Genomic DNA, 19931 nt, shown 5'->3' on the forward strand with positions numbered 1-19931 from the left:
GATCAACGGCTGTTTCCCCAGGGCTAGAAATAGAGAGTTACTCCTGGGAAAAGCGAGCTTTGAAATGCTCCGGCAGGGCTTGCAGGATGGCCCAGATGATGAAAAAGGTGACCGCCTTATCGATCGGATCGGAAACCGCACCTTGTGCCATGTTGGCGCCGAGCATGTCGAGTCCTGCACTACGGAAGGCAGCAACGAGCGCATCTGTGCCGGTACCCGTCACGCCGCCAAAAACGTAGGCTGCGATGGGCGCCGAAAGTACGGCAGCGATGATGCCCGTGATCAGGCCGGCGATGATGGATTTCCACCAGACCTTCATCCAGTCGCCCGTGCGGAAAGCGCCCGCCAATGCGCCGATGATCGCTGCCACCCCTGCCCAAGCGACGGCCTGGGGGAAAAGTCCGGTAATGGTCCACACGAAGTTGGCCAGAAATCCGGTCAGCGCGCCGGCCCAGGGTCCGACGAGCACGCCCACGAGCACCGTGCCAATCGAATCCAGGTAAAGCGGGATTTTTACGGATTGAACGAGCTGTCCTACGGCGACGTTGATGGCGATCGCCACCGGGATGAGGACGAGCGTCAATGTTGTAAACTCACGTCGAATTCGATCCATGACTGTTCCTCCCTCTCGAATGTGTCTGCCTAACGTGAACTATACGTCAGGCGCGCCCTTGAGTCCAGTATGATTTTGGAGATCCACGCGCGTTTGGATCATCGTTTTTACTGCACCACGCAAGCTGTGAGCGGGAGATGCGGAGAGATTTCCGCTTCTATGGTGCACGCGATCAACTCCCGCATGTTCTAAACGCACGCTCCGCGAGATGCATGGGACGAGATGCGGAAGTGATGATCTAAAGCGGATCATCACGACCGAAAGGCACCGTCCACAAATTTCTATACGGATTCGAGGATCTCTACAAGTCCACGGCCGCCGTTGACGCGAACCCGATCGCCCGTGTTCAAGCGCATCGTTGCATCACCGCAGCCGACGACGGCCGGGATTCCCAGTTCCCGAGCAACGATGGCGGCGTGACTGAGCGGTGCGCCCAGGTCGGTGACGATCGCCGCGGCGCGTGGGAAAAGCGTCGTCCAACCGATGTTGGTCAGGGTGGTAACCAGGATTTCCCCGGTTTGGAATTTGTCGCCATCTTCCAGGCGCTCCAACTTGCGTACGACCCCTTCGACCGTGCCGAGTGCCCCGGGGACGCCCGTGAGTGTACCAGCGGTGTCCTCGACGATTTCGTTGTCGGGGGCATTTGCGTTGTAAATGTCGCTGCGCCGATTCGCATCCGCCGCCCATTCGAAGGGGTCGAACCGCCCCACGAGGATCGTCGGGTACGGTGGAAGCACACGGTACCGTTCGTAGGTTTCTTTTCGCCCGGGGATGAACTTGCTTGCGGCATCGTCTCCCGCAAGCAACGCCAGGATTTCATCGATGGTCAGGATAAAAACGTCGTCGCCGATACCGACCAACTCGCCAGCGCGTAGTGCGAAGGCGCGAACCACCGTCGCGCAGCGAGTCGATTCAGAGCGCACCGCTTCCCGCTGATGTGCAGCGCGGGCGGCTTTTTCCAGACGCTTTTGCATCGCCTTTGCCTTGCGCGGGTAACGCTCGCGGAACCGCCCCCATGCAGCTTCGTATGCGTCTTTTTGTCTGGCCATTAGGGCTTCGATGTCGACGGGGTTTTTCTCAAACTCGTCGATCTGCCGGTCTAGCCAGGCGGGGTCCTCCAGGGGACGCGGCCAGGCATATTCGATTTCGTTCTCGCCTCGATGGCCGTAAGCCTCCATGTAGGACTGGCGACTCATCTCGCCACGGGCCACCTTGCTGAGTCCGATTATCGGTCCCAGGCTTGCCAGTGGTGAGGTCAGGCCGCTGAGATTGGACAGCAGTGCGTTGGCGTCCTCCGTTCCGACCAATTCGCCCAGTTCTTTTTCCAAACGATGCGGCAGGTCCGTCGCTGCGGCGTTGGCGATGAAGAAGGTATACAGCGAATAGGGTGTGATCTCGTCCCGCCACAGCGCGAGCAGGCCGGCGGGATCGGCTCGATCGATACGCCGCCGCATTTCAGCACACCATTCGGGGTTCTCTGCAATGAAGCCCGGCATCTTTTTCTGCATGCTTGCCACTTTAAGTCCTATCCGGGCGATGCTCGGAAGCACCTTGAGCCACCACGTCCGGCGCGATATCGGAACGAGGGGGATCTCCAAATCCTCCGGGACATCTCCCCAGAATGCCGTGACCTGCTCGAGTGCTCTACGGGAATCTCCGCCGAAAAAAGGACGAATGGCGGAAACCTGGACGCTCAAGTTCATATACCCGCGCCCGCCGATGATGCCGGCCAGTGGATACCCGTCCAGCCCCATCGACGAACCATCGCTCAAGTCCACGCCTTGATATGTAAGCCCCTTGCGCAAGGAGCAGGAGAAAGGGGTAAGCACGTGTGGCGCGTTTTCGACCAGGTTGGCGCCGGACCAGAGGAAATTGCCGCGCAGACTGTCGTTCCATTCTGCTGTATCTTTTTTATATGTGTTCAGAGTCGTTATGGGGCGCGATTGCAGGATAAATAGTTTTCCATGCGCAAATGCCCATTCGATGTCTTGCGGGTGTCCAAAATCTTTCTCCAGCTTGCAGGCGCTGCGGTAGAGCGAACGGGCACAGCGGTTGAGTTCCGCCGGTCCGCTGAAGGTTCCCTTGGGCCGCTCGAAGGTGAAGCTCTGTGCGTTGGCTTGCCCCGAGACCAGCTTCTCTCCCAACCCCTCGACGAAGTTGCCCGACATGTGCATCTGGTCACCCGTTAGAGGGTCGACCGTGAACAGCACGCCGGAGAACTCCGCGCGGATCAAGCGCTGAACGATGACGGCGATTTCGTGGTCCTGCTGTTCGGGTGTTTGCACTTGACTGTAAGCCTGCACTCTGGTGCTGTGCCGCGAACGTCGTACCTTGAGAATGGCGTCGCGTATCTGTGCATCCGTTTTTACGTCCAGGACCGTCTCGAATTCTCCGGCAAACGAAGCTTGCAGCGTATCTTCGCTCAGCGCAGAAGAGCGTACGGCAAAGGCCACCTCGTGGTCTTTGCGGCGCAGATGGTCGAGGCGTCTTTCGATCTGTCCCCACGCCTCGCCGACCAGTTTGTCACCGGAAAAGGCATCCGTAAGGATAATGAATCCATCAGGCACGCGGTAGCCGGCTCGATAGAGCCGGGCCAATGTGCCGGCCTTACCGCCGGCCAATGACTCCTGTGAATTACCCAATTGTTTAAAACTGCGAATCGTCATTAGAGAAATCCTTATAAAACGAGAGATGAGTTGTCGAAATTATTTGAAGTGTTACTGTGAATCTTCTACATCAACATCTTCTTCTGTAGGATGGAGCATGGATGACATTTCCTCCATATACTCCATAACCATCGATTGTTTGGCCATAGCGATGCCTCGATCCAGATCGCCAATGACGAGCAGCTTATCGCCAGCCTCGATTTTGAAATCGCGTCTGGCTTTTGCAGGGATGACAATCTGGCCGCGTTCGCTTACCGTGACCGAGCCGTAGAAGCGGCGCTTTTCTGATTTGGGCATATTCTCTCCAAGAAATACTAAGTAAATCATGTAAACAAAGCAAATCATACCCTGATTCTGTGTGTATTGTCAACCTTGTTGATATAAATAATCAAGCAGAGGACACAGACTGTAGAAGGTCGTTTATGATGTAATAGTGAAATAATTTAGTCCATCTCCCTGCTCCTCAATCGAATACCGCCGGGTGTAGATCGACGAGATAATCACCCCGTGGAACCGGGTATTTATCGGAGGGAAAATGGCGAACAATCAGAAATTCGAGCCGCTGTGCGATGATCGCGGTCCGTCGATTTCCAATGAAGGCAGCGATTCAGGGGCGCGTCAGCCAAAATTTTGGATTGGCAGAGCAGTACAATTCACCAGCGTTGTGGGGATCGTTCTGGGATTTTCGGGCATGCTGCTGGTGCCCGTCTTCGCTGTGCGTGTATCTTCCTGGGCGGACGAGCGCGCGCTATCGGTTACACAAGAAACGGCGCACCTTGCGGATGCCCTCCGGCAAGCCGGGAGTGTACTGGTTTCCGGTGTGTCCACACTTGAGTCCACAGAAGCGACCATTCAAAGCATCGAGACTTCCATAGAAGACACCGGATCTTTGATTGACTCGACCGCATCTCTGATCGGCGATCAAGCGCCGGAGGTCATCGATGAAACGCGCGTCGCTTTGCTCTCCGCGGAAGAAGGAGCTCGTGCCGTCGATCAAGTCCTGCGCGGGCTTGCGAAGCTGAATTTCTTAACGGGGATCACGTACGATCCTGCGCAGCCTCTCGATGCGGCGATCGCGGACGTGGCAGACAGCCTTGAGCCGCTGCCGGACGACTTGCGCCGAGTCGGCAATGGGCTAAGCCAGGCATATTCGAGCCTCGACGAGGTGAAGCTCTCGTTGTCGGATGCGGTTGATGGGCTGAACGAATTTTCCGAGGAACTGGCTGGCAAGAATGAACTCCTCGCCGACCTGGCAGCGGACCTGGAGACGCTTTCCGAAGATGTCGTTGATGCGCGAGGATCGATTGGATCTGTGATATGGCTCGGCGTCATCCTGTTCGAATTACTGCTGATCATGCACGTTGCCGGGCAATCGGCGATCCACTACGTGGGTGGCGAGATGGCGTCACATTCCCCTGAGTCGTGAGCGCAATCGACGAAATCATGTCTCCCGCACGTCGATAATTTCGTTCACCACCGGCTGCACCACCTGCACGAGCGGATCTTTATGCACGTCCTGGACTTTCAGCATGATCTCCCATTGATTCGGGCGTACGTCCTTGATCTCACTAACGCCCAGGCCGACGATGTTGCCGCCGATGTCGAAGATCGCGGTTGCGATCTTGGCGAGAGTCCCTTTCGTGCCGGTGGCCGACACGGTCAGGCGAAGCCCATTTCGCCGGCCGCCGAGCAGCTCGAGCAGGACTTTGAAGAGATCCGACTCGGTGATGATACCCACGAGAGCATCGCCGCGCATCACGGGTAAACCGCCGACCTCACTATCGACCATGATACGTGCTGCCTCCTCCAATAACGTGTCCTCCGGCACGGTGACGACATCACGGCTCATCACCGATTCAACCTTCAATTTCGCGTGCAGCTCTGTAATTTCCCACACCGCTAATGAGGTCGCCGGTGAAGGCGATGCGTGCAGCAGTGCCTTGTCGGAGACGATTCCGACGAGTTTTCCGTGCCGGTCGAGGATGGGCAGCCGCCGGACGTTATTTTCACGCATGATGTGCAGCGCCTCCGGAACGGAGGTGTCTGGGGTGATGGTAACGGGATTCTGAGTCATATGCTCTTTTACAAACATGATGATCTCCTGTTGGGGAAGGTTATTTACAGTATATTATAGAGCGCAACGATTGGAACAACGCCTGTGGAAGTTGGCTCACTCCCTCGGCTTACATTCATTGGGAATTTCCAGGAAATTGAAATACTGGCCTTGGGCGGAAAAGTAACTTCTGTCCGGCAGCAGACCCAAGTTGGTGTTGAAATAGGCATCGAACAAGATGCGGAACACGTTAACCGGGGTCATGGTTTCGTAGAATTGCGACCACGCCGCGGGAGCGTAGTACGCTGCGAGGATTCGAACGGAATTCTCCGTTCGGCCCTTCGGGGATCCGTGATCCGCTGAGACGACGATGATCGGAGGCGTTTCGGAGCCCTCGATGATTCGGGGCAGGATCTCGAACATCCTTTTATTTATGTATTCCACGGCGTAAGTATGACCGCGCTTGCCATCCTCTTCAGTGTAGATGTTGCCCGCATCAGCGTCGTACGGGATGTTGATGTATTCACCGTCGGGCCCGAAGACAAACGGAGAATGGGGAATCACCAAATGGGCGAACACAAACTTCGGCCCGGAGATTTCGGCCACATTTGGAAGCTGCTCGAGCGCGTAGCGCGTATCCTCATAGTTCTCGTAGTCGGAAAGCCTCTGGCTTTCCGCTTGTCTTAAATCCAGGTAGACCCTCGCCAGAGTCGTTCTCAAGAGCAGGAATTCGAACGGCGATAAAAGTGCAGCGTCGCTCGGTTTGTACACGATCGCCGCATCGTCCCAGACCAATCTTTCCCAGGGAGTCTCGAACACAATCGTCTGGTATCCCAACGCCTCCAGTTGCTGGCGGACCACACTGTATTTGTAGTACGGCAGCAGCCAGGCGGTTTTTTCTTCAGGGTCGAACTCTGATTTGAAGGAATCGATGTACTCCATGTTGAACGTCGATGAGAGTGAAAGGATCGTGCGTGTCTAGTTGCTCTGCGCGCATTCTGCGACGAAAAAGCCCATTTCCCGGAGCCCTCCGAGGAATGGGGAGATGTCGATGTCAAAAACATTTTCCTGGACATCCGCCCTTTGGTATCCATCCAGGACGATGTAGTAGATATCGGGCGGATTTTTGTTCTCCGTCCAGGCAATCATCGGTTCGACGGTATCGCCATCGAGTGTGCCGGGTGGGGAAAAGCTGCGGATGTAAAAAGCCCCAATTTGGAACAAGGGGAGGCAAAACAAGATGGCGGAGAAGAAATTCAAGGTCCTGGTCAATTCTGGATGGATGCGTTTTCGTTTCAAGAGCCATAGCGCTGATGCGACAACGAGGAACGACCAGGCGACAAGCAGATAGCGGTGGCGGCCGATCACAAATCCAAAAAGACTTATCCCCTTGATCAGCGCGTACAGGCGACCGTAGAAGAAGAACCAAACCATCATTAGGCTGGTCGACAGTCCTGCCAACTGACTGTCCTTGAGAAGCCGCCACAGTCCGACAAACGCCAGCGCCGTGATCGACAGGGAGATAATCAGCGGTACCGCCGCTTCGCGAGCGTAGACTTGCTCGATGTTAAATCCCGGGAGGCCAACGACGGGGTATACCGCAAGGAGAAAGGGATGAAGAGGAAAGCTGCGATAGATTTCCCGGAAATCGATTTGTTTTCTTCGGGTGAGCCGATGCATTACCTCACCTGCGGCTTTCATCTTGCAGTACGCGGCGTGCGTATAGGTTAAATTGGGAAGAGGCGGCCGCATGCGATGAAATTTACACGTCTCTCATTGTGTGACCCCTGCTGCAGTACCTGTCGACAGACCGTTCCGCTTTCGAATCATCGCGTTAATGTTGATACACGTCCATCAATGGGATTCCCCGATAGCTGATGCGCAAGGCGGGTTCGCGCGACTCGATCCAGGCCAGTAATGGACTTGATGCAGGATCTTCGCCGATGAACGTCTGCCGGTAGTGCAGTACGACGAAATCGGCTTGTGTGAAGGACTGCTCGCGCAAGCGAGCGTCTGGCGTTACGATACTCGTTGCATAAGGCGGAGTAGCGATCCAGACATCATCCCGTAAGAGGCCATGCACTTGATAGTAGACCATCACGTCCTGACTCCACGGGTCGGTCCACACACTGTCTCCGGCTTCTGCATTTTCGTTGATATACGCCAACGCGGAGGCGTAGGTTTCACACCAATACGTCGTTTCCAAACCCATGCGTCTGGCGCCGGGCAAGCCGCCGACGGATTCCGAATAGTACGAAAGCCAGTGTGGATAAAGTGGGGCCGCCAGCAGCAAGTGCGGGAGAAATACCAGCAGCACAAGGATCGCCATCGCCGGACGTACGATCGATTCGCGCCCCGATTTCTTCAGCCCGTTTCGGACACCTCTTAGCAGCCAATCCAAACCAATCCCGGCCAGAGCGGCCAGGAAGGGGAAAGTGGCCATGAAAAGGCGTTCGTTATCGTAGACCATGCTCTGCCCGATGGACAGGGCCAGCATGGGGACCAAGGCGTTGAGCAGCAGAAGGACTCCCATGGGTCGATGCGTTTTCTCTTTGACCGTTCTGACTGTACCGATCAACGTTGACAGGAATAACGTAAGCGGCACGACGGCAAAAAGCATCACGAACGGAAAATGCCAGGGTGGGGGCATGGTAAACTCGTGCAGATAAAACTGTCCGATTTCCCAGTGATCCACGGTGATGAATAGGATGTATTCCTCAAACCGCTCGGCCAGCGCGGGATAAAGCCAAGGCCAGGTCATTAAGAAGATGGAGAAAGCCATGACGCTTGCCAGCGCCAATTGAATGAACAGGCGGATTTCCCGCTGGAAAATCAACAGCCACAGAAACAAAACCGGCATCACGAAAATGGCATTAATTTTCGTTGCCACCGCCATCCCCCAGACCACACCCCAGATCAAGCCCATACCGAGCGTGCTCCACGCCCCGCTGCGGTCTTTGGTTTTCCAGAAGAGAAACACAACGGCGAAGATCGTCACTGCTGCAGGCATATCCAGGGCGGCAAGATGTGCGTGGAAAAAGAAACGCGGCAGGGTCAACAATGCGGCCACGGCGAGGAATCCCGCCGTGCGACCGTATTCCTTTGCGACCATCAAATACAGCATGGCCACCAATGCGGCCACAAGCAGCATGTTGCCCATGCGATGCGCAACCAGATCGTCGAAAGCCAACCGTGCGACATTCCATACGGCGCCGGACCAGATCTTATCTGCTGGTGGATGTTCGTGGTTGATCCCCCAATAGGCATCGATCGTCTCCTGATCGAGGGCTTGTTTGGGATTGGAGATCAACTGCCCGAACCAGGATACATAGGATTCGGATGCCGCGATGTAGGCCGGCTCGTCCCAGGTCAATCCGATTTGTGGTGCGGTCAAGACGAGCGCCACGATCGTCACCAGCGCCAGTATGGCGGCTATCCATTTATCATTCAATTGATTGGTACCTTTCGATGCCATCTTCAATTCCTCGTTTACGACGTTGTCTCAAGCCCGGATTTTACCAGTTCATATTTATCCCGGACGCATTCGTTATACTCTCGTCCGTGCCTATGCTATTAAAAAAATTTGCAATGTATAGATATACTTGCTAGTTTTCACCATTTCGCACGGTGGCCATCAAGACAAAGGTGCGTGGCCTCATAAATATTTTCGCAGACATCGGCGGATTACATGTTCGCCCCTAGCCTGGAAAAAGGCCCAGTGCGACGGCAATACTGATGAGCAGCAGGACGACGATGATTACGCCGATGATCGCGATTGCGAAAGGGACAAATCTTTCCCAAAAAGGCGGATAGTGCCGATTGGGAGTCTTTGAATTCTCGTCTTTCGGTTTGCGCATCGATTCCTCCGGCTGAAATTTACGAACCGGCTTATTTCGATCGACTACACATCATAACCCATTATCCACACGCGGTGAAATGGCTGTGCTTGAGCGTTTTGGTATAGAATGGGATGAGACGCCAGACCGTTTCATGTACGAAGGAGATCTTTCTGCTATGATCCATCCTGATGTTCTAGGTCTAATACTGGGCGGTGGACGCGGCACGCGCCTGTGGCCACTGACGAAATTGCGCGCTAAACCAGCCGTGCCGATCGGTGGAAAGTATCGTTTGGTGGACATTCCGCTCAGCAATTGTCTAAATTCAGGGATACAACGAATCGCTGTTCTGACGCAGTTCAATTCAGTATCTTTGCATCGGCACATCTCCCAAACCTACCATTTCGATTTTTTTCATTCCGGCTGGGTGCAGATCCTGGCGGCAGAGCAGACCGTCTCAAGTGAGGATTGGTATCAGGGAACGGCGGACGCCGTGCGTAAGCAGATGTTCGAGATCGAAGTCGCCGACCCTTGTGATGTGCTTATTCTTGCTGGAGATCATCTCTACCGCATGGATTTTTCCAACCTTATCGAGGCTCATCGCAGCCTGAAGGCAGACGTAACTGTTGTCGTCAAGCCGGTATCCAAAACAGATGCCTCGCGCTTTGGTATTCTGAAGATGGCAGGGGATCACAGCGTCACGGCCTTTACCGAGAAACCGAAAGACCCGGCTGTGATGAAAGAATTTGCCAGCCGAGATGATCCAGGCCTTCCTTTTTGGGGGTCGATGGGGATTTATCTGATTCAAACCCACGTACTGAGAGATCTGCTTGAATCCGATCTTGATGATTTTGGCGGCGATGTCATCCCGGCGGCGATTGACACACATCGCGTTTTCGGATTTCCATTCGATGATTATTGGGAAGATATTGGAACGATACGTTCTTTTTATCATGCCAACCTGGCACTGGCGCAGCCGAATCCGGCTTTCAATTTCCACGATCCGAATCATCCCATCTATACTCACCCTCGATTCTTGCCCGGCTCACGCATTTATGATGTTCGCCTCGATTGTGTGAAACTGGCGGATGGCTGTATTGTCGAGGGGGCGGAGATTCAAAATTCGGTTATTGGTATCCGCAGTGTGATTGGAGATGATGTGTTGATTCGAGATACGGTGATGATGGGGGCGGATTACTATGAAGAGGAATCGAAATATAAGGCGCTCGATGCTCCGCCATTGGGTATCGGGAAAGGCTCTCGCATTCATGGTGCGATCATCGACAAGAACGCCTGCGTGGGGGAGAATGTGGTGATTGAACCATTCCCGCCCGGAACCGAAATCGATGAAGGCGATTGGTTCGTGCGCGACGGCGTAGTTGTTATCCCCAAGCATGGGGTAATTCCGGATGGTACTCACATCGGCGCTTGAATTTGTGTTGGGAGCGTATTACCCAAATGGATAATAGACTTGGCGTCGATAAAAATGCTACAATCCCGCATATTAAGGTCACCGCCTTAAAAATCGAATACACGGAGATTTGCGTATGGGTCTCTACCGCAGGTAGAGACAACGAGGAGGAGGTTCCTCGCCGAAGGCGGGGCTAACCCCGGCTAACCGCCGGGGGAAAATCGAATAATCAGCGGATGCCTCCGGAGCCTGCCACAGGCTCCGTTCTCCTTTCAGAAAGCCTAGCCTCAAAACTCTCTGGTGACGGAGGGGCCAAGGGCGAAGCGGTGGTCAGACACACTGTGTGTGCCTGCATTCCTGAAAGGGTGAAAAGCACCATGTTTTTTATGGGCACGCCCGACGTGCCGTTTTTAATTTTCAGATATCAGCACAAAGCTCACGCAGCAGCCAGATCGGCAGATGCCGTCCGCGAGCGTTTCTCTACGCTTGATTATGCCAGCGTACCGTCAAACATTTTGAGTCACCTCGCGCGCTTTCTTTTCCCCATGATCCCGGAAAGGGCATGCCGATGCACTGTTATTCCCGTTATTCCACATCGATTGGCTGGAATTTCAGCTTCGGTAAACGAATACCTGCATCTGTAATTCAACCATATCAGCGATCCACGTTACGCATATTCTTAAGGAGGGCTCAAATGCAAATCGATACAGGAGACACAACATGGGTACTTGTCTCAACAGCGCTGGTGCTGGTGATGACACCCGCGCTCGCTTTTTTCTACGGCGGCATGGTGCGTAAGAAGAACATCCTCTCGACGTTGAACCTGAGTTTCATCATGATCTGCTTGATCAGTATACAGTGGGTGATCTACGGTTACTCGCTGGCTTTTGGCTCCGACGTCGGAGGTCTGGTGGGGGGTCTGGATTTTCTCGGCTTCAATGGTGTTGGGGTTGATCCGGCGGCGATCGCGCCGACCATCCCCCACATGCTTTTTGCCGCCTTTCAGATGATGTTTGCCATCATCACGCCGGCCTTGATCACCGGAGCGTTCGTAGAACGTGTACGTTTTAAGGCTTTCCTCGTGTTTAGCTTGCTATGGGCGACGCTGATTTACGATCCCGTAGCGCACTGGGTTTGGGGGCCGGGTGGCATCCTGGGCGCCGACGGATTGGGCGCGCTGGATTTCGCCGGCGGCACCGTCGTACATATCACGGCCGGTTTCTCGGCGCTCGCTTTCGCATTGGCGATCGGACCACGTAAGGGATTCGGGAACGTCTCGTTCGGCCCGAACAACATCCCCTTCTCGGTGCTTGGCGCCGGGCTGCTGTGGATGGGTTGGTTCGGTTTCAACGGCGGCAGTGCGCTGGCCGCTGACGGATTGGCCGTGAATGCGCTGGTCACCACCAACACCGCAGCCGCCGCGGCGGGTTTTGTGTGGATGCTGCTCAGTTGGATGGACAACAAACCCAGCGTGTTGGGAATCGTCACCGGCGCCGTTGTGGGTCTCGTCGCGGTGACGCCCGGTGCGGGTTTTGTGACCCCTCTGGGAGCGCTGGTCATCGGCGCAGTTGCGGCACCGATCAGTTACTATGCCATCAAATACATCAAGGGCCGTACGCTGGTCGACGAATCCCTGGATGTGTTCGCGTGCCACGGTCTGGGAGGTTTCTGGGGCGCTTTGGCCACCGGATTGTTCGCCACAACGGCTGTGAACGCCGGTGGTGCAAACGGTTTGTTCTACGGCAATCCGAGTCAATTCTTCAGGCAGCTTGGCGCTTCGCTTGTGGTGATCGTGTTCGCCTTCACGGTGACGTACGTAACCGCCAAGGTGCTGGACATCGTGATGGGCATTCGCGTCTCGAGAAACGCGGAGGAAGCCGGGCTCGATATCAGCGAGCACGCAGAGCGCGCATATAGCTAAGGAGAGGATACCCAATGACAAAGAAAATCGAAGCGATCATCCGTGAAGAAAAATTGGATGACGTCAAAGCTGCACTGCAATCGATCGGTATCGTCGGCATGAACGTACTCGAAATCCGCGGTCATGGTCGACAAGGCGGACTTTCGCTGGCCGGACGATCCGGTACCTATAAAGTCGACATGCTGCCGAAGATCCAATTGAACATCGTTCTGAGCGACCATAACCTGGAGAAGACCATCGAGGTCATCCGCGAATCCGCAGTCACGGGTGAACAGGGGGATGGTGTCATCTTCATTTATCCGGTGGATGAGGTAGTCCGTGTGCGGACCGGCGAGCGGGGCAAGGAAGCATTGATGTACGAGGGGGATATCGACACTCGCTAGTGCAAGCTCGCGATGCAGGTGTGCAAGCCCGGCCGGGTGTAAGGTCCCGGCCGGGCTTTTCCTTGCAGCTATCCTTTCGGCGTAATCGTAACGTAGGTTGGAAACGGCATCTCGATTTTTTCCTGCTCGAAAGCTCGTTGGATGGCCATAACCCCCTCGTTTTTCGCCTTCAAGACCCCTGCCTCACCGGTGTCGATCCAGTAATATGCGGTGAAATCGATGGTGAAATCCCCAAAATTGGAGAACACGATTTGCGGAGCCGGTTCCTGCAGGATCCCCGCGACGTTCTCCGTAAGTGTCTCGAGCGCGACGCGAGTGACCTTACTCAGATCGGAATCGGGCGCTACGCCAACAGTGAACTCGATTCGCCGGCGAGGCGCGGCGCTGAAATTGATGATCGGGTTGAGATAAACTTCCGCGTTGGGGATGATTACGTGTCGTCCGTCCCACGTACGCAGGGTGGTGGAGCGCAGCGATATTTCCAACACCGTACCCCCGTAGCTGACGACCTCGATGTTGTCCCCGATTTCGAAGGGTTGTTGGATGAGCAGCAGCAAACCGGCGATGAAATTCTTGGCTACGTCCTGTAACGCAAAGCCGATGGTAATGCCGGCGACTCCCAGCCCGGCGATCAGACTGCTGAAGCGTCCGGGAGCGATTTGCTCCACAGCCAGTACGATCCCGAGCGTGAGTGTGCCCCACTGCGTGAGCATTTCCAGGAGTACAATAAGCTCCTGGTCGAGCTTGCGGCGTTTCATGGCCCGGCGAACGTGTCTTTTCAGGACTCTGGCAATCCAGTAGGCAATAAGCAGGACGAGCAGGGACAAGCCTAGTCGTGGCAGGAAGTCCACGATCTTGTTGATCCATTCATCGAAGCTCAGATTGGACAGATTCATGCAAGACCTCCCCGAAGATCAAGTTCATTCTTCCGATGATAGCACACCTGCACCGATGGTGTCTGTGTTGATGCCCTGCTTCAACGTGGACGAAACGGTCGACGAAGCCATGGGGTCACTCGTCACCCAGACGCTTACAGACATCGAAATCGTGGCCGTGGACGATGGGTCCGGCGATGCGACCGCCGATAAGTTGGCAGATTGGCGCAGGCACGATGCGCGCATACGCGTTGTGACGATTGCGCATGCGGGGATCATCGACGCGCTGAACGAGGGTTTGCGATACTGCCGGGCAGCGTTGATCGCCCGCATGGACGCCGACGATCGATCCCATCCCGCGCGGCTGGAAAAGCAGGCGGCGTATCTGGATGCCCATGCGGATATCGCTGCGGTCGGCTGCCTGGTTGAACACTTCCCTGCCGAGGGGGTGCGTGAGGGGTTTAGAATTTACACAGACTGGCTCAACAGCCTGGTAAGCACGCAGGCGATCGCCAACGCAATTTATATCGAAAGTCCGCTCGCTCATCCGTCGGTCATGATGCGGCGCACCTGGGTCGATCGTGTGAGCGCGTATCAGGATCGCGGCTGGCCGGAAGATTACGACCTGTGGCTGCGTATGCATCTTGATGGTGCGAGGTTTGCCAAGGTGCCGGAACTGCTGCTTTTCTGGCGGGATCATGGTGCAAGACTGACGCGCACGGATTCTCGCTATTCGGTAGAAAATTTTCTACGCGCCAAAGCGCGCTACCTTTGTCAGGGTCCGTTGGCGGGGCGAGATGCGGTGATCGTCTGGGGCGCAGGACAGATGGGCCGGCGTTTGTCCAAGCATCTGCTCGCCGAAGGGGCGGCGCTGCAGGCATTCGTGGACATCGATCCGCGCAAAATTGGACGCAAACGACGGAATCGGCCGATCATTCCACCTGAGGAACTGCCGGCTTGCCTGGCGCGATACGAGAATCCCGTCGTCCTGGCAGCGGTAGGCTCACGCGGCGCACGCGCTTTGATTCGCGAGCGGTTGGTCCAGATGGGCCTGGAAGAAGGCGTGAGTTGGTGGGCCGTAGCCTGATCATCGTTGGATAACTTCGTTCTGGAAGTTGGGATAAACAAACCGCTTTTAGCTACCCGGGTCGGTGGACGTGTTTTCCGAAGTGTGTCGGGAAGTGTGGAAAGCTAGTTGCGCTTGGTTATCGCTTTGCGGATTCTGGCATACGCATGCGCTGCTGGTTTCGCGCTCATGACCAGGATCGCCGTCATCAGAACGGCGGAGGCCAAACACCAGGCGCACGAAGCGCCGATTACGAAGGGCTCCAGGAATGTAAGGTAGATGGAGAACAAGGTACCGAACATGGCCATGGTGAAGATGGCCATGAGCCCGTAATCGGATATGCGATCTGAGAAAATGCGCGTCATTGCCCACGCGATCAGGATGGCGATGTAACCAATGATGCCCATCATGCCGATGGGAATGATGCCGAGGAATACCGCATAGGAGCTGTTTTGTACGGTGTTGCAGTCTCCGACCGGCCCGCAGACGGCCTCCGTCCCGCTGCTTTCCACGTAGAACAGGTATCCGGCGACGGCGATTCCTGCGATCAACAGCGGAAGGATCGCCCAATGCAGGGGAACCGGGCTGCGTTGGATGTGCGGATTGCGCAGACTGGTGAAGACGAAGCCGAGGCTGACGAGCATGCCCAGCAGGACGACGACGGAAATGCTGTTGGCCAATGGATCTTGTTTGAATCGCTCGATTACGGAGCTTCCCGTTTCGATGTCGATCGCGGCGGCCTCTTCGGGGTTTTCTGCCCCCGCAGCGGCCGGTGTTGCTTCAGCCAAAACCGTCGTTTCGAATGCCAATCCGGAAAGAATCTGATCGATCCCCGGTAATGCAGGCCAATCGATTCCGCCATTTTCCAATCCGTTTGCGATCAATCCGGGGAGTTGAGCGGGAATGTCACCGCTGCCCACCAGGCGCAGATCGTCGATGAACATCGTCGGGACGTACCCCTCAGTTTCCGGGAGGTCGAACGCATCGAGGGCGGCGGTAAAGAATTCGCTGCCTTCCTGGGTTGCGACATCCACGTACAACACCGAAAGTTGTTCGCCCAGAAACGCAACAAACGGCGGTTCCGCTGCTTCCTCTTCCGTGGCCGCTGCAGATCGATAGATGTCGATCGAGCCCCCGTAGGTTTGCCACAGCGGAGGCAAAGTCTCCGAGATCACCAGATGACAGTGTGGACACGTGGGACTGTAAAACAGGACCGCCTTTACGTTGGCATCTTTTTGTGCGCTTGCCGTCATGGGCAGCAGTAGAGCAAACAGGACGCTGAGGAGAAGGTTCAGACTTACGATCGCGCGTTTCATGAAGGCTCCTGAACGAGAAAACATCCAAATGTTGGCGTGAAATGAGTCCCCAAATTATACCTCCTGGCGTTGTTGCCACAATGCCCAAAGATGGTCCAGGCTGTTTTTTAAGCGGCCAGCCAATGCATCATCACCTTGTGTTGTTACGTCGTCTTCGTCATCCATGATGGTATAGGGCACTTTGAAACGCCTGACCAGAAGGAAATCCGGATCGCTCGCACTGAACGAATGCCAATCGTCGTAGCGATAGAGTGCTTCCATTTTATCGTCCCCGAGGCTGTGTTCGAGGATGCTGTCCAATCGATCGACGTTCCCTCTGCGTTGGTTCTTCCTCTTCGACTCCTCGTACGAAACCTGGATGTACAAACACGCGGCTTGTTTCAGGACCTGGTCACTCAGGTGCTGGTATGCGGCTTGATAGCCGCCAATCGACGTTCCACGGGAAAACTCGATGATACAGGTGTGCGCCTCCTGCTCGTCTCGAATCCACTTCTGGTAGTCGAGATCAAGCCGGCGGATCAGCAGGTTCCACAAATCGTCGTGAATGAAATAGCCCTCGGGTGTCGTGTGCAGGCGCGGGCGGTGAAAAATGTGGGAGAGGAGGTCGTCTTCTTCGAACCAGGCCCACAACATGGGGAAATCGTCGAGTATGTGCATCGGTCCGACGTGAAAGCGGGCGATCCGGTCGTCGAGGGTTTGATGTTGGAGGTAGTTGATGATTTCGCTTTTCCCGGCCGCAGGCCGGGCGTTCAAGATCAAGATGGGGAAAAAGTCGGGCATCGATTTAGCCTTTTACGTTCAGAGGCTGCGATGTCAGCGTTATGACGACTCGTTCATGCGGTAATGTTCCTGCAAACTGCAAACGTTCAGCGACCGTGCTCGCAGGGCCTGGATGCCGTTGACCGCCGCCTGCGCCGCGCTGAGGGTGGTCGTGTTGGGAACGCCAAATCGAACGGCGGCCATGCGCAGCCTGGAACCGTCGCTGTAGGCTTCTGAACCCAGCGGGGTGTTGATGACCAGATCGATTTCGCCGCTGCTGATGAGATCCACAACGTGCGGGCTGCCTTCGCTGACCTTGTTGATCCTTTCGACTTCCAGGCCGGCGCGCGAACAAAACGCCGCCGTGCCTTGTGTGGCGACGAGCTTGAAGCCGAGTCGCGAGAGATCGCGGGCAAGCTTGAGCGCGTTGCTTTTATCGTAATCGTTAACACTGATGAACACGGTCCCCGACAGCGGCAGCGAATTGCCGGCGGCGAGCTGCGCTTTGGCGAATGCATGACCGAAGTCTTTGGCGTGGCCCATAACCTCTCCCGTGCTGCGCATCTCCGGTCCCAGGCGGCTGTCGACGCCGAAGAATTTCTTGAAGGGGAGCACGGCCTCTTTGACGAAGAAACCACCTACCTTGGGGTCACTGCCCAATCCAACCTGGGAAAGATCCGAACCCATGATGACCCTGGTGGCCAATTTGGCCAGGGGGAAACCCGTGGCTTTGCTCACGTAAGGAACGGTGCGGCTGGCGCGTGGATTTACCTCCAGGATGTAGACGATGTCGTCTTTGACGGCGAATTGGATGTTCATCAGCCCGCACACTTTGAGCACCTGGCCGATCTGTTCGGTGTACTCCCGGATGTGGGAGAGGTGATAGGCGGACACTTTATAGGGCGGCAGCACGCATGCCGAATCCCCACTGTGGATGCCGGCTTCTTCGATGTGCTGCATGATACCGCACACTGCCACCTGCTCGCCGTCGGCGATGGCGTCGAGGTCGATTTCGTAGGCGTCCTCGAGATAATGGTCGATCAAGATGGGCTGTCCCGGGGCCGCCTGGAAGGCGCTCTGGATGTATTGGCCCAGGCTTTCATCGTCGTAGACGATTGCCATAGCGCGCCCTCCCAGAACGTAGGAGGGACGCACGATCACCGGATACGTCACTTCCGCAGCGGCCTGGAGCGCTTCATCGAGTGACTGTGCCATGCTGTGTGCCGGCACGGGAATGCCCAACTCGTCCATCAATTGGCAGAAACGGCCGCGATCTTCCGCGATGTCGATCGAATCGAAAGAGGTGCCGAGGATGGTGATTCCGGCCTGCTCGAGGGCGGCCGCAAGTTTGAGCGGCGTCTGCCCACCAAACTGCACGACGACGCCCTTGATCGGCTGCTCGCGTTCGATGATGTTGAGTGTGTGCTCCAGCGTGAGCGGCTCGAAGTACAGCCGATCGGACGTGTCGTAATCTGTGCTGACTGTTTCCGGATTGCAGTTGATCATGATTGCTTCGTACCCCGCCTCGCGCAAGGCGAATGCGGCGTGGACGCAGCAGTAGTCGAACTCGATGCCCTGCCCGATGCGGTTGGGGCCGCTGCCCAGGATGATGACTTTCTCTCGATCGGTAGGTTCGGCCTCGCTCTCCGTCTCATAGGAACTGTAGAGGTAAGGCGTGTAGGATTCGAATTCGGCGGCGCAGGTATCGACGACGTGATAGGTTGGCAGAATCCCTGCGGCGATACGCCGGGTGCGCACGTCCATCGCGTCGATCTGCGGGGATTCGAGGCTGGGTTCTGGTTCGGACAGATCGGATTGCAGCAGCAGCCAGGCGATGTGTTCATCGCTGAAGCCGGTCTGCTTGGCTACCCGGAGCAGATCCTGCGGAAGCTCTTTCAACGATCGATACTTGGTGAGCGACTTTTCCAGGGCGGCGATCTCTGCGATCTGCGTGGTGAACCACAAGTCGAATTGGCTCGCCCCGGCGACTTCCTCCACCGTCTTGCCCTGGCGCAGCGCTTCCCACACGGCCCAGATACGTTTGTCGGTGGGATGTCCCAGGCTGTCCAATTCGCCGTCCCACATGCGGTATTCGGCGGTCGGGAAGGACGGCCTTGGCAGTTCGAGGGACTGCAATCCCTTCAGAAACGACTCGCGGAACGTGCGTCCGATGGCCATCACCTCGCCGACGGATTTCATCTGGCTTCCCAGGGTGGGATCTACACCCGGGAATTTTTCGAAGGCCCAGCGCGGCATCTTGGTCACCACGTAATCGATGCTGGGTTCGAAGGCTGCCACGGTTGTCTGGGTGATGTCGTTTTGAATTTCGTCCAGTGTGTAACCCACTGCCAGCAGCGCGGCGATTTTGGCGATGGGGAAGCCGGTCGCCTTGCTCGCCAACGCGGATGAACGGCTCACGCGAGGGTTCATCTCGATCACCAGCACGCGCCCGTCTCGCGGATTGACGGCGAACTGGATGTTCGAGCCGCCGGTTTCGATGCCGACGACGTCGATGATGATGCGGGATTGGTCGCGTAAAACCTGATATTCCCGGTCGGTGAGAGTTTGCGTGGGGGCGACGGTGATCGAATCGCCGGTGTGGATGCCCATCGGATCCAGGTTTTCGATCGGACAGACGACGACGAAGTTTCCTGCGTTGTCGCGCATGACCTCCAATTCGAATTCCTTCCATCCGATGAGGCTTTCCTCGATCAGAACGGTATCGACCGGGCTTTCCTGCAATCCGAATTCCACTTTGGCTGCGAACTCATCTTCGCCGTAGGCGATGCTTCCGCCGCTGCCGCCGAGGGTGAACGATGGGCGCAATAAAATCGGATAACGGCCGATTTCGCGGGCGATCGCTTGCGCTTCTTTCACCGACCTGGCCAGGCCGCCTGTGGGGCAGGACAACCCTGCCTTTTCCACGGCTTCTTTAAAAAGCAGCCGGTCTTCGGCGAGGCGGATCGTTTCGAGTTTGGCGCCGATCAATTCCACGTTGTAGCGGTCGAGGATCCCGCTCTCCGATAACGCAA

General features: G+C 56.0%; 17 protein-coding genes. 5 read left to right on the forward strand and 12 right to left on the reverse strand.

Translation table 11 applies throughout. The features are described from left to right. Positions 1 to 37: 37 nt before the first annotated feature. From P8Z34_00375 to P8Z34_00385, 3 genes are all read right to left on the reverse strand, one after another. Positions 38 to 613 (reverse strand): hypothetical protein, encoded by a 576-nt coding sequence (locus P8Z34_00375; protein ID MEJ2549120.1) that lies wholly within the window; start codon positions 611 to 613, stop codon positions 38 to 40. A 281-nt stretch (positions 614 to 894) separates the two neighbouring features. Further along, positions 895 to 3279 (reverse strand): PEP/pyruvate-binding domain-containing protein, encoded by a 2385-nt coding sequence (locus P8Z34_00380; protein MEJ2549121.1) that lies wholly within the window; start codon positions 3277 to 3279, stop codon positions 895 to 897. Between the two features lie 51 nt (positions 3280 to 3330). Further along, positions 3331 to 3576, reverse strand: a complete 246-nt coding sequence (locus P8Z34_00385; GenBank protein ID MEJ2549122.1) for an AbrB/MazE/SpoVT family DNA-binding domain-containing protein — start codon at positions 3574 to 3576, stop codon at positions 3331 to 3333. A 238-nt stretch (positions 3577 to 3814) separates the two neighbouring features. Between P8Z34_00385 and P8Z34_00390 the strand changes: the two genes are divergently transcribed. Further along, entirely contained in the window at positions 3815 to 4705 is an 891-nt protein-coding gene (locus P8Z34_00390; protein ID MEJ2549123.1) for a hypothetical protein, read from the forward strand. Between the two features lie 15 nt (positions 4706 to 4720). Here the strand turns inward: P8Z34_00390 and P8Z34_00395 are convergent, their stop codons facing one another. From P8Z34_00395 to P8Z34_00415, 5 genes are all read right to left on the reverse strand, one after another. After that, positions 4721 to 5371: a CBS domain-containing protein gene (locus P8Z34_00395; GenBank protein MEJ2549124.1), complete on the reverse strand. Its 651-nt coding sequence runs from the start codon at positions 5369 to 5371 to the stop codon at positions 4721 to 4723. 78 nt (positions 5372 to 5449) lie between these two features. Continuing rightward, positions 5450 to 6274 (reverse strand): hypothetical protein, encoded by an 825-nt coding sequence (locus P8Z34_00400; GenBank protein MEJ2549125.1) that lies wholly within the window; start codon positions 6272 to 6274, stop codon positions 5450 to 5452. 36 nt (positions 6275 to 6310) lie between these two features. Next, positions 6311 to 7012, reverse strand: coding sequence for a hypothetical protein (locus P8Z34_00405; protein MEJ2549126.1), 702 nt, complete (start codon positions 7010 to 7012; stop codon positions 6311 to 6313). Between the two features lie 154 nt (positions 7013 to 7166). Beyond that, the gene (locus P8Z34_00410; protein MEJ2549127.1) at positions 7167 to 8807 is read right to left on the reverse strand and encodes a glycosyltransferase family 39 protein; all 1641 of its coding nucleotides are present in this window, start codon (positions 8805 to 8807) and stop codon (positions 7167 to 7169) included. A 223-nt stretch (positions 8808 to 9030) separates the two neighbouring features. After that, on the reverse strand, positions 9031 to 9189 hold the full coding sequence (locus P8Z34_00415) for a hypothetical protein (protein ID MEJ2549128.1): 159 nt from the start codon (positions 9187 to 9189) through the stop codon (positions 9031 to 9033). Between the two features lie 79 nt (positions 9190 to 9268). Here P8Z34_00415 and P8Z34_00420 point away from each other — a divergent pair, with 79 nt between their 5' ends. The 3 genes from P8Z34_00420 to P8Z34_00430 all read left to right on the forward strand — a co-directional run bounded on the left by P8Z34_00420 (position 9269) and on the right by P8Z34_00430 (position 12883). Continuing rightward, positions 9269 to 10600, forward strand: a complete 1332-nt coding sequence (locus P8Z34_00420; GenBank protein MEJ2549129.1) for a glucose-1-phosphate adenylyltransferase — start codon at positions 9269 to 9271, stop codon at positions 10598 to 10600. Positions 10601 to 11273: 673 nt separating this feature from the next. After that, positions 11274 to 12500, forward strand: coding sequence for an ammonium transporter (locus tag P8Z34_00425; protein ID MEJ2549130.1), 1227 nt, complete (start codon positions 11274 to 11276; stop codon positions 12498 to 12500). Between the two features lie 14 nt (positions 12501 to 12514). Then, positions 12515 to 12883, forward strand: a complete 369-nt coding sequence (locus P8Z34_00430) for a P-II family nitrogen regulator (GenBank protein ID MEJ2549131.1) — start codon at positions 12515 to 12517, stop codon at positions 12881 to 12883. Positions 12884 to 12951: 68 nt separating this feature from the next. Here P8Z34_00430 and P8Z34_00435 read toward each other — a convergent pair whose 3' ends face one another. Next, the gene (locus tag P8Z34_00435) at positions 12952 to 13779 is read right to left on the reverse strand and encodes a mechanosensitive ion channel family protein (protein MEJ2549132.1); all 828 of its coding nucleotides are present in this window, start codon (positions 13777 to 13779) and stop codon (positions 12952 to 12954) included. On the opposite strand from P8Z34_00435, the gene P8Z34_00440 reads away from it, so the two are divergent. After that, positions 13778 to 14845, forward strand: coding sequence for a glycosyltransferase (locus P8Z34_00440; protein ID MEJ2549133.1), 1068 nt, complete (start codon positions 13778 to 13780; stop codon positions 14843 to 14845). The genes P8Z34_00435 and P8Z34_00440 overlap by 2 nt on opposite strands. A gap of 104 nt (positions 14846 to 14949) precedes the next feature. Here the strand turns inward: P8Z34_00440 and P8Z34_00445 are convergent, their stop codons facing one another. The 3 genes from P8Z34_00445 to carB all read right to left on the reverse strand — a co-directional run. After that, positions 14950 to 16140, reverse strand: a complete 1191-nt coding sequence (locus P8Z34_00445) for a vitamin K epoxide reductase family protein (protein ID MEJ2549134.1) — start codon at positions 16138 to 16140, stop codon at positions 14950 to 14952. A 54-nt stretch (positions 16141 to 16194) separates the two neighbouring features. Beyond that, positions 16195 to 16920, reverse strand: a complete 726-nt coding sequence (locus P8Z34_00450) for a hypothetical protein (GenBank protein ID MEJ2549135.1) — start codon at positions 16918 to 16920, stop codon at positions 16195 to 16197. Positions 16921 to 16959: 39 nt separating this feature from the next. After that, positions 16960 to 19931: carbamoyl-phosphate synthase large subunit (gene carB, locus P8Z34_00455; GenBank protein ID MEJ2549136.1), on the reverse strand; the 2972-nt coding region annotated here is incomplete at its 5' end.

The sequence above is a fragment of the Anaerolineales bacterium genome (genome assembly GCA_037382465.1).
Classification (GTDB): Bacteria; Chloroflexota; Anaerolineae; order Anaerolineales; family E44-bin32; genus WVZH01.

What these genes read in the sequence shown, in the direction of transcription:
- P8Z34_00375 (MEJ2549120.1), bottom strand. Translation starts at nt 613, where the DNA reads ATGGATCGAATTCGACGTGAGTTTACAACATTGACGCTCGTCCTCATC.
- P8Z34_00380 (MEJ2549121.1), bottom strand. Translation starts at nt 3,279, where the DNA reads ATGACGATTCGCAGTTTTAAACAATTGGGTAATTCACAGGAGTCATTG.
- P8Z34_00385 (MEJ2549122.1), bottom strand. Translation starts at nt 3,576, where the DNA reads ATGCCCAAATCAGAAAAGCGCCGCTTCTACGGCTCGGTCACGGTAAGC.
- P8Z34_00390 (MEJ2549123.1), top strand. Translation starts at nt 3,815, where the DNA reads ATGGCGAACAATCAGAAATTCGAGCCGCTGTGCGATGATCGCGGTCCG.
- P8Z34_00395 (MEJ2549124.1), bottom strand. Translation starts at nt 5,371, where the DNA reads ATGTTTGTAAAAGAGCATATGACTCAGAATCCCGTTACCATCACCCCA.
- P8Z34_00400 (MEJ2549125.1), bottom strand. Translation starts at nt 6,274, where the DNA reads ATGGAGTACATCGATTCCTTCAAATCAGAGTTCGACCCTGAAGAAAAA.
- P8Z34_00405 (MEJ2549126.1), bottom strand. Translation starts at nt 7,012, where the DNA reads ATGCATCGGCTCACCCGAAGAAAACAAATCGATTTCCGGGAAATCTAT.
- P8Z34_00410 (MEJ2549127.1), bottom strand. Translation starts at nt 8,807, where the DNA reads ATGGCATCGAAAGGTACCAATCAATTGAATGATAAATGGATAGCCGCC.
- P8Z34_00415 (MEJ2549128.1), bottom strand. Translation starts at nt 9,189, where the DNA reads ATGCGCAAACCGAAAGACGAGAATTCAAAGACTCCCAATCGGCACTAT.
- P8Z34_00420 (MEJ2549129.1), top strand. Translation starts at nt 9,269, where the DNA reads ATGGCTGTGCTTGAGCGTTTTGGTATAGAATGGGATGAGACGCCAGAC.
- P8Z34_00425 (MEJ2549130.1), top strand. Translation starts at nt 11,274, where the DNA reads ATGCAAATCGATACAGGAGACACAACATGGGTACTTGTCTCAACAGCG.
- P8Z34_00430 (MEJ2549131.1), top strand. Translation starts at nt 12,515, where the DNA reads ATGACAAAGAAAATCGAAGCGATCATCCGTGAAGAAAAATTGGATGAC.
- P8Z34_00440 (MEJ2549133.1), top strand. Translation starts at nt 13,778, where the DNA reads ATGCAAGACCTCCCCGAAGATCAAGTTCATTCTTCCGATGATAGCACA.
- P8Z34_00435 (MEJ2549132.1), bottom strand. Translation starts at nt 13,779, where the DNA reads ATGAATCTGTCCAATCTGAGCTTCGATGAATGGATCAACAAGATCGTG.
- P8Z34_00445 (MEJ2549134.1), bottom strand. Translation starts at nt 16,140, where the DNA reads ATGAAACGCGCGATCGTAAGTCTGAACCTTCTCCTCAGCGTCCTGTTT.
- P8Z34_00450 (MEJ2549135.1), bottom strand. Translation starts at nt 16,920, where the DNA reads ATGCCCGACTTTTTCCCCATCTTGATCTTGAACGCCCGGCCTGCGGCC.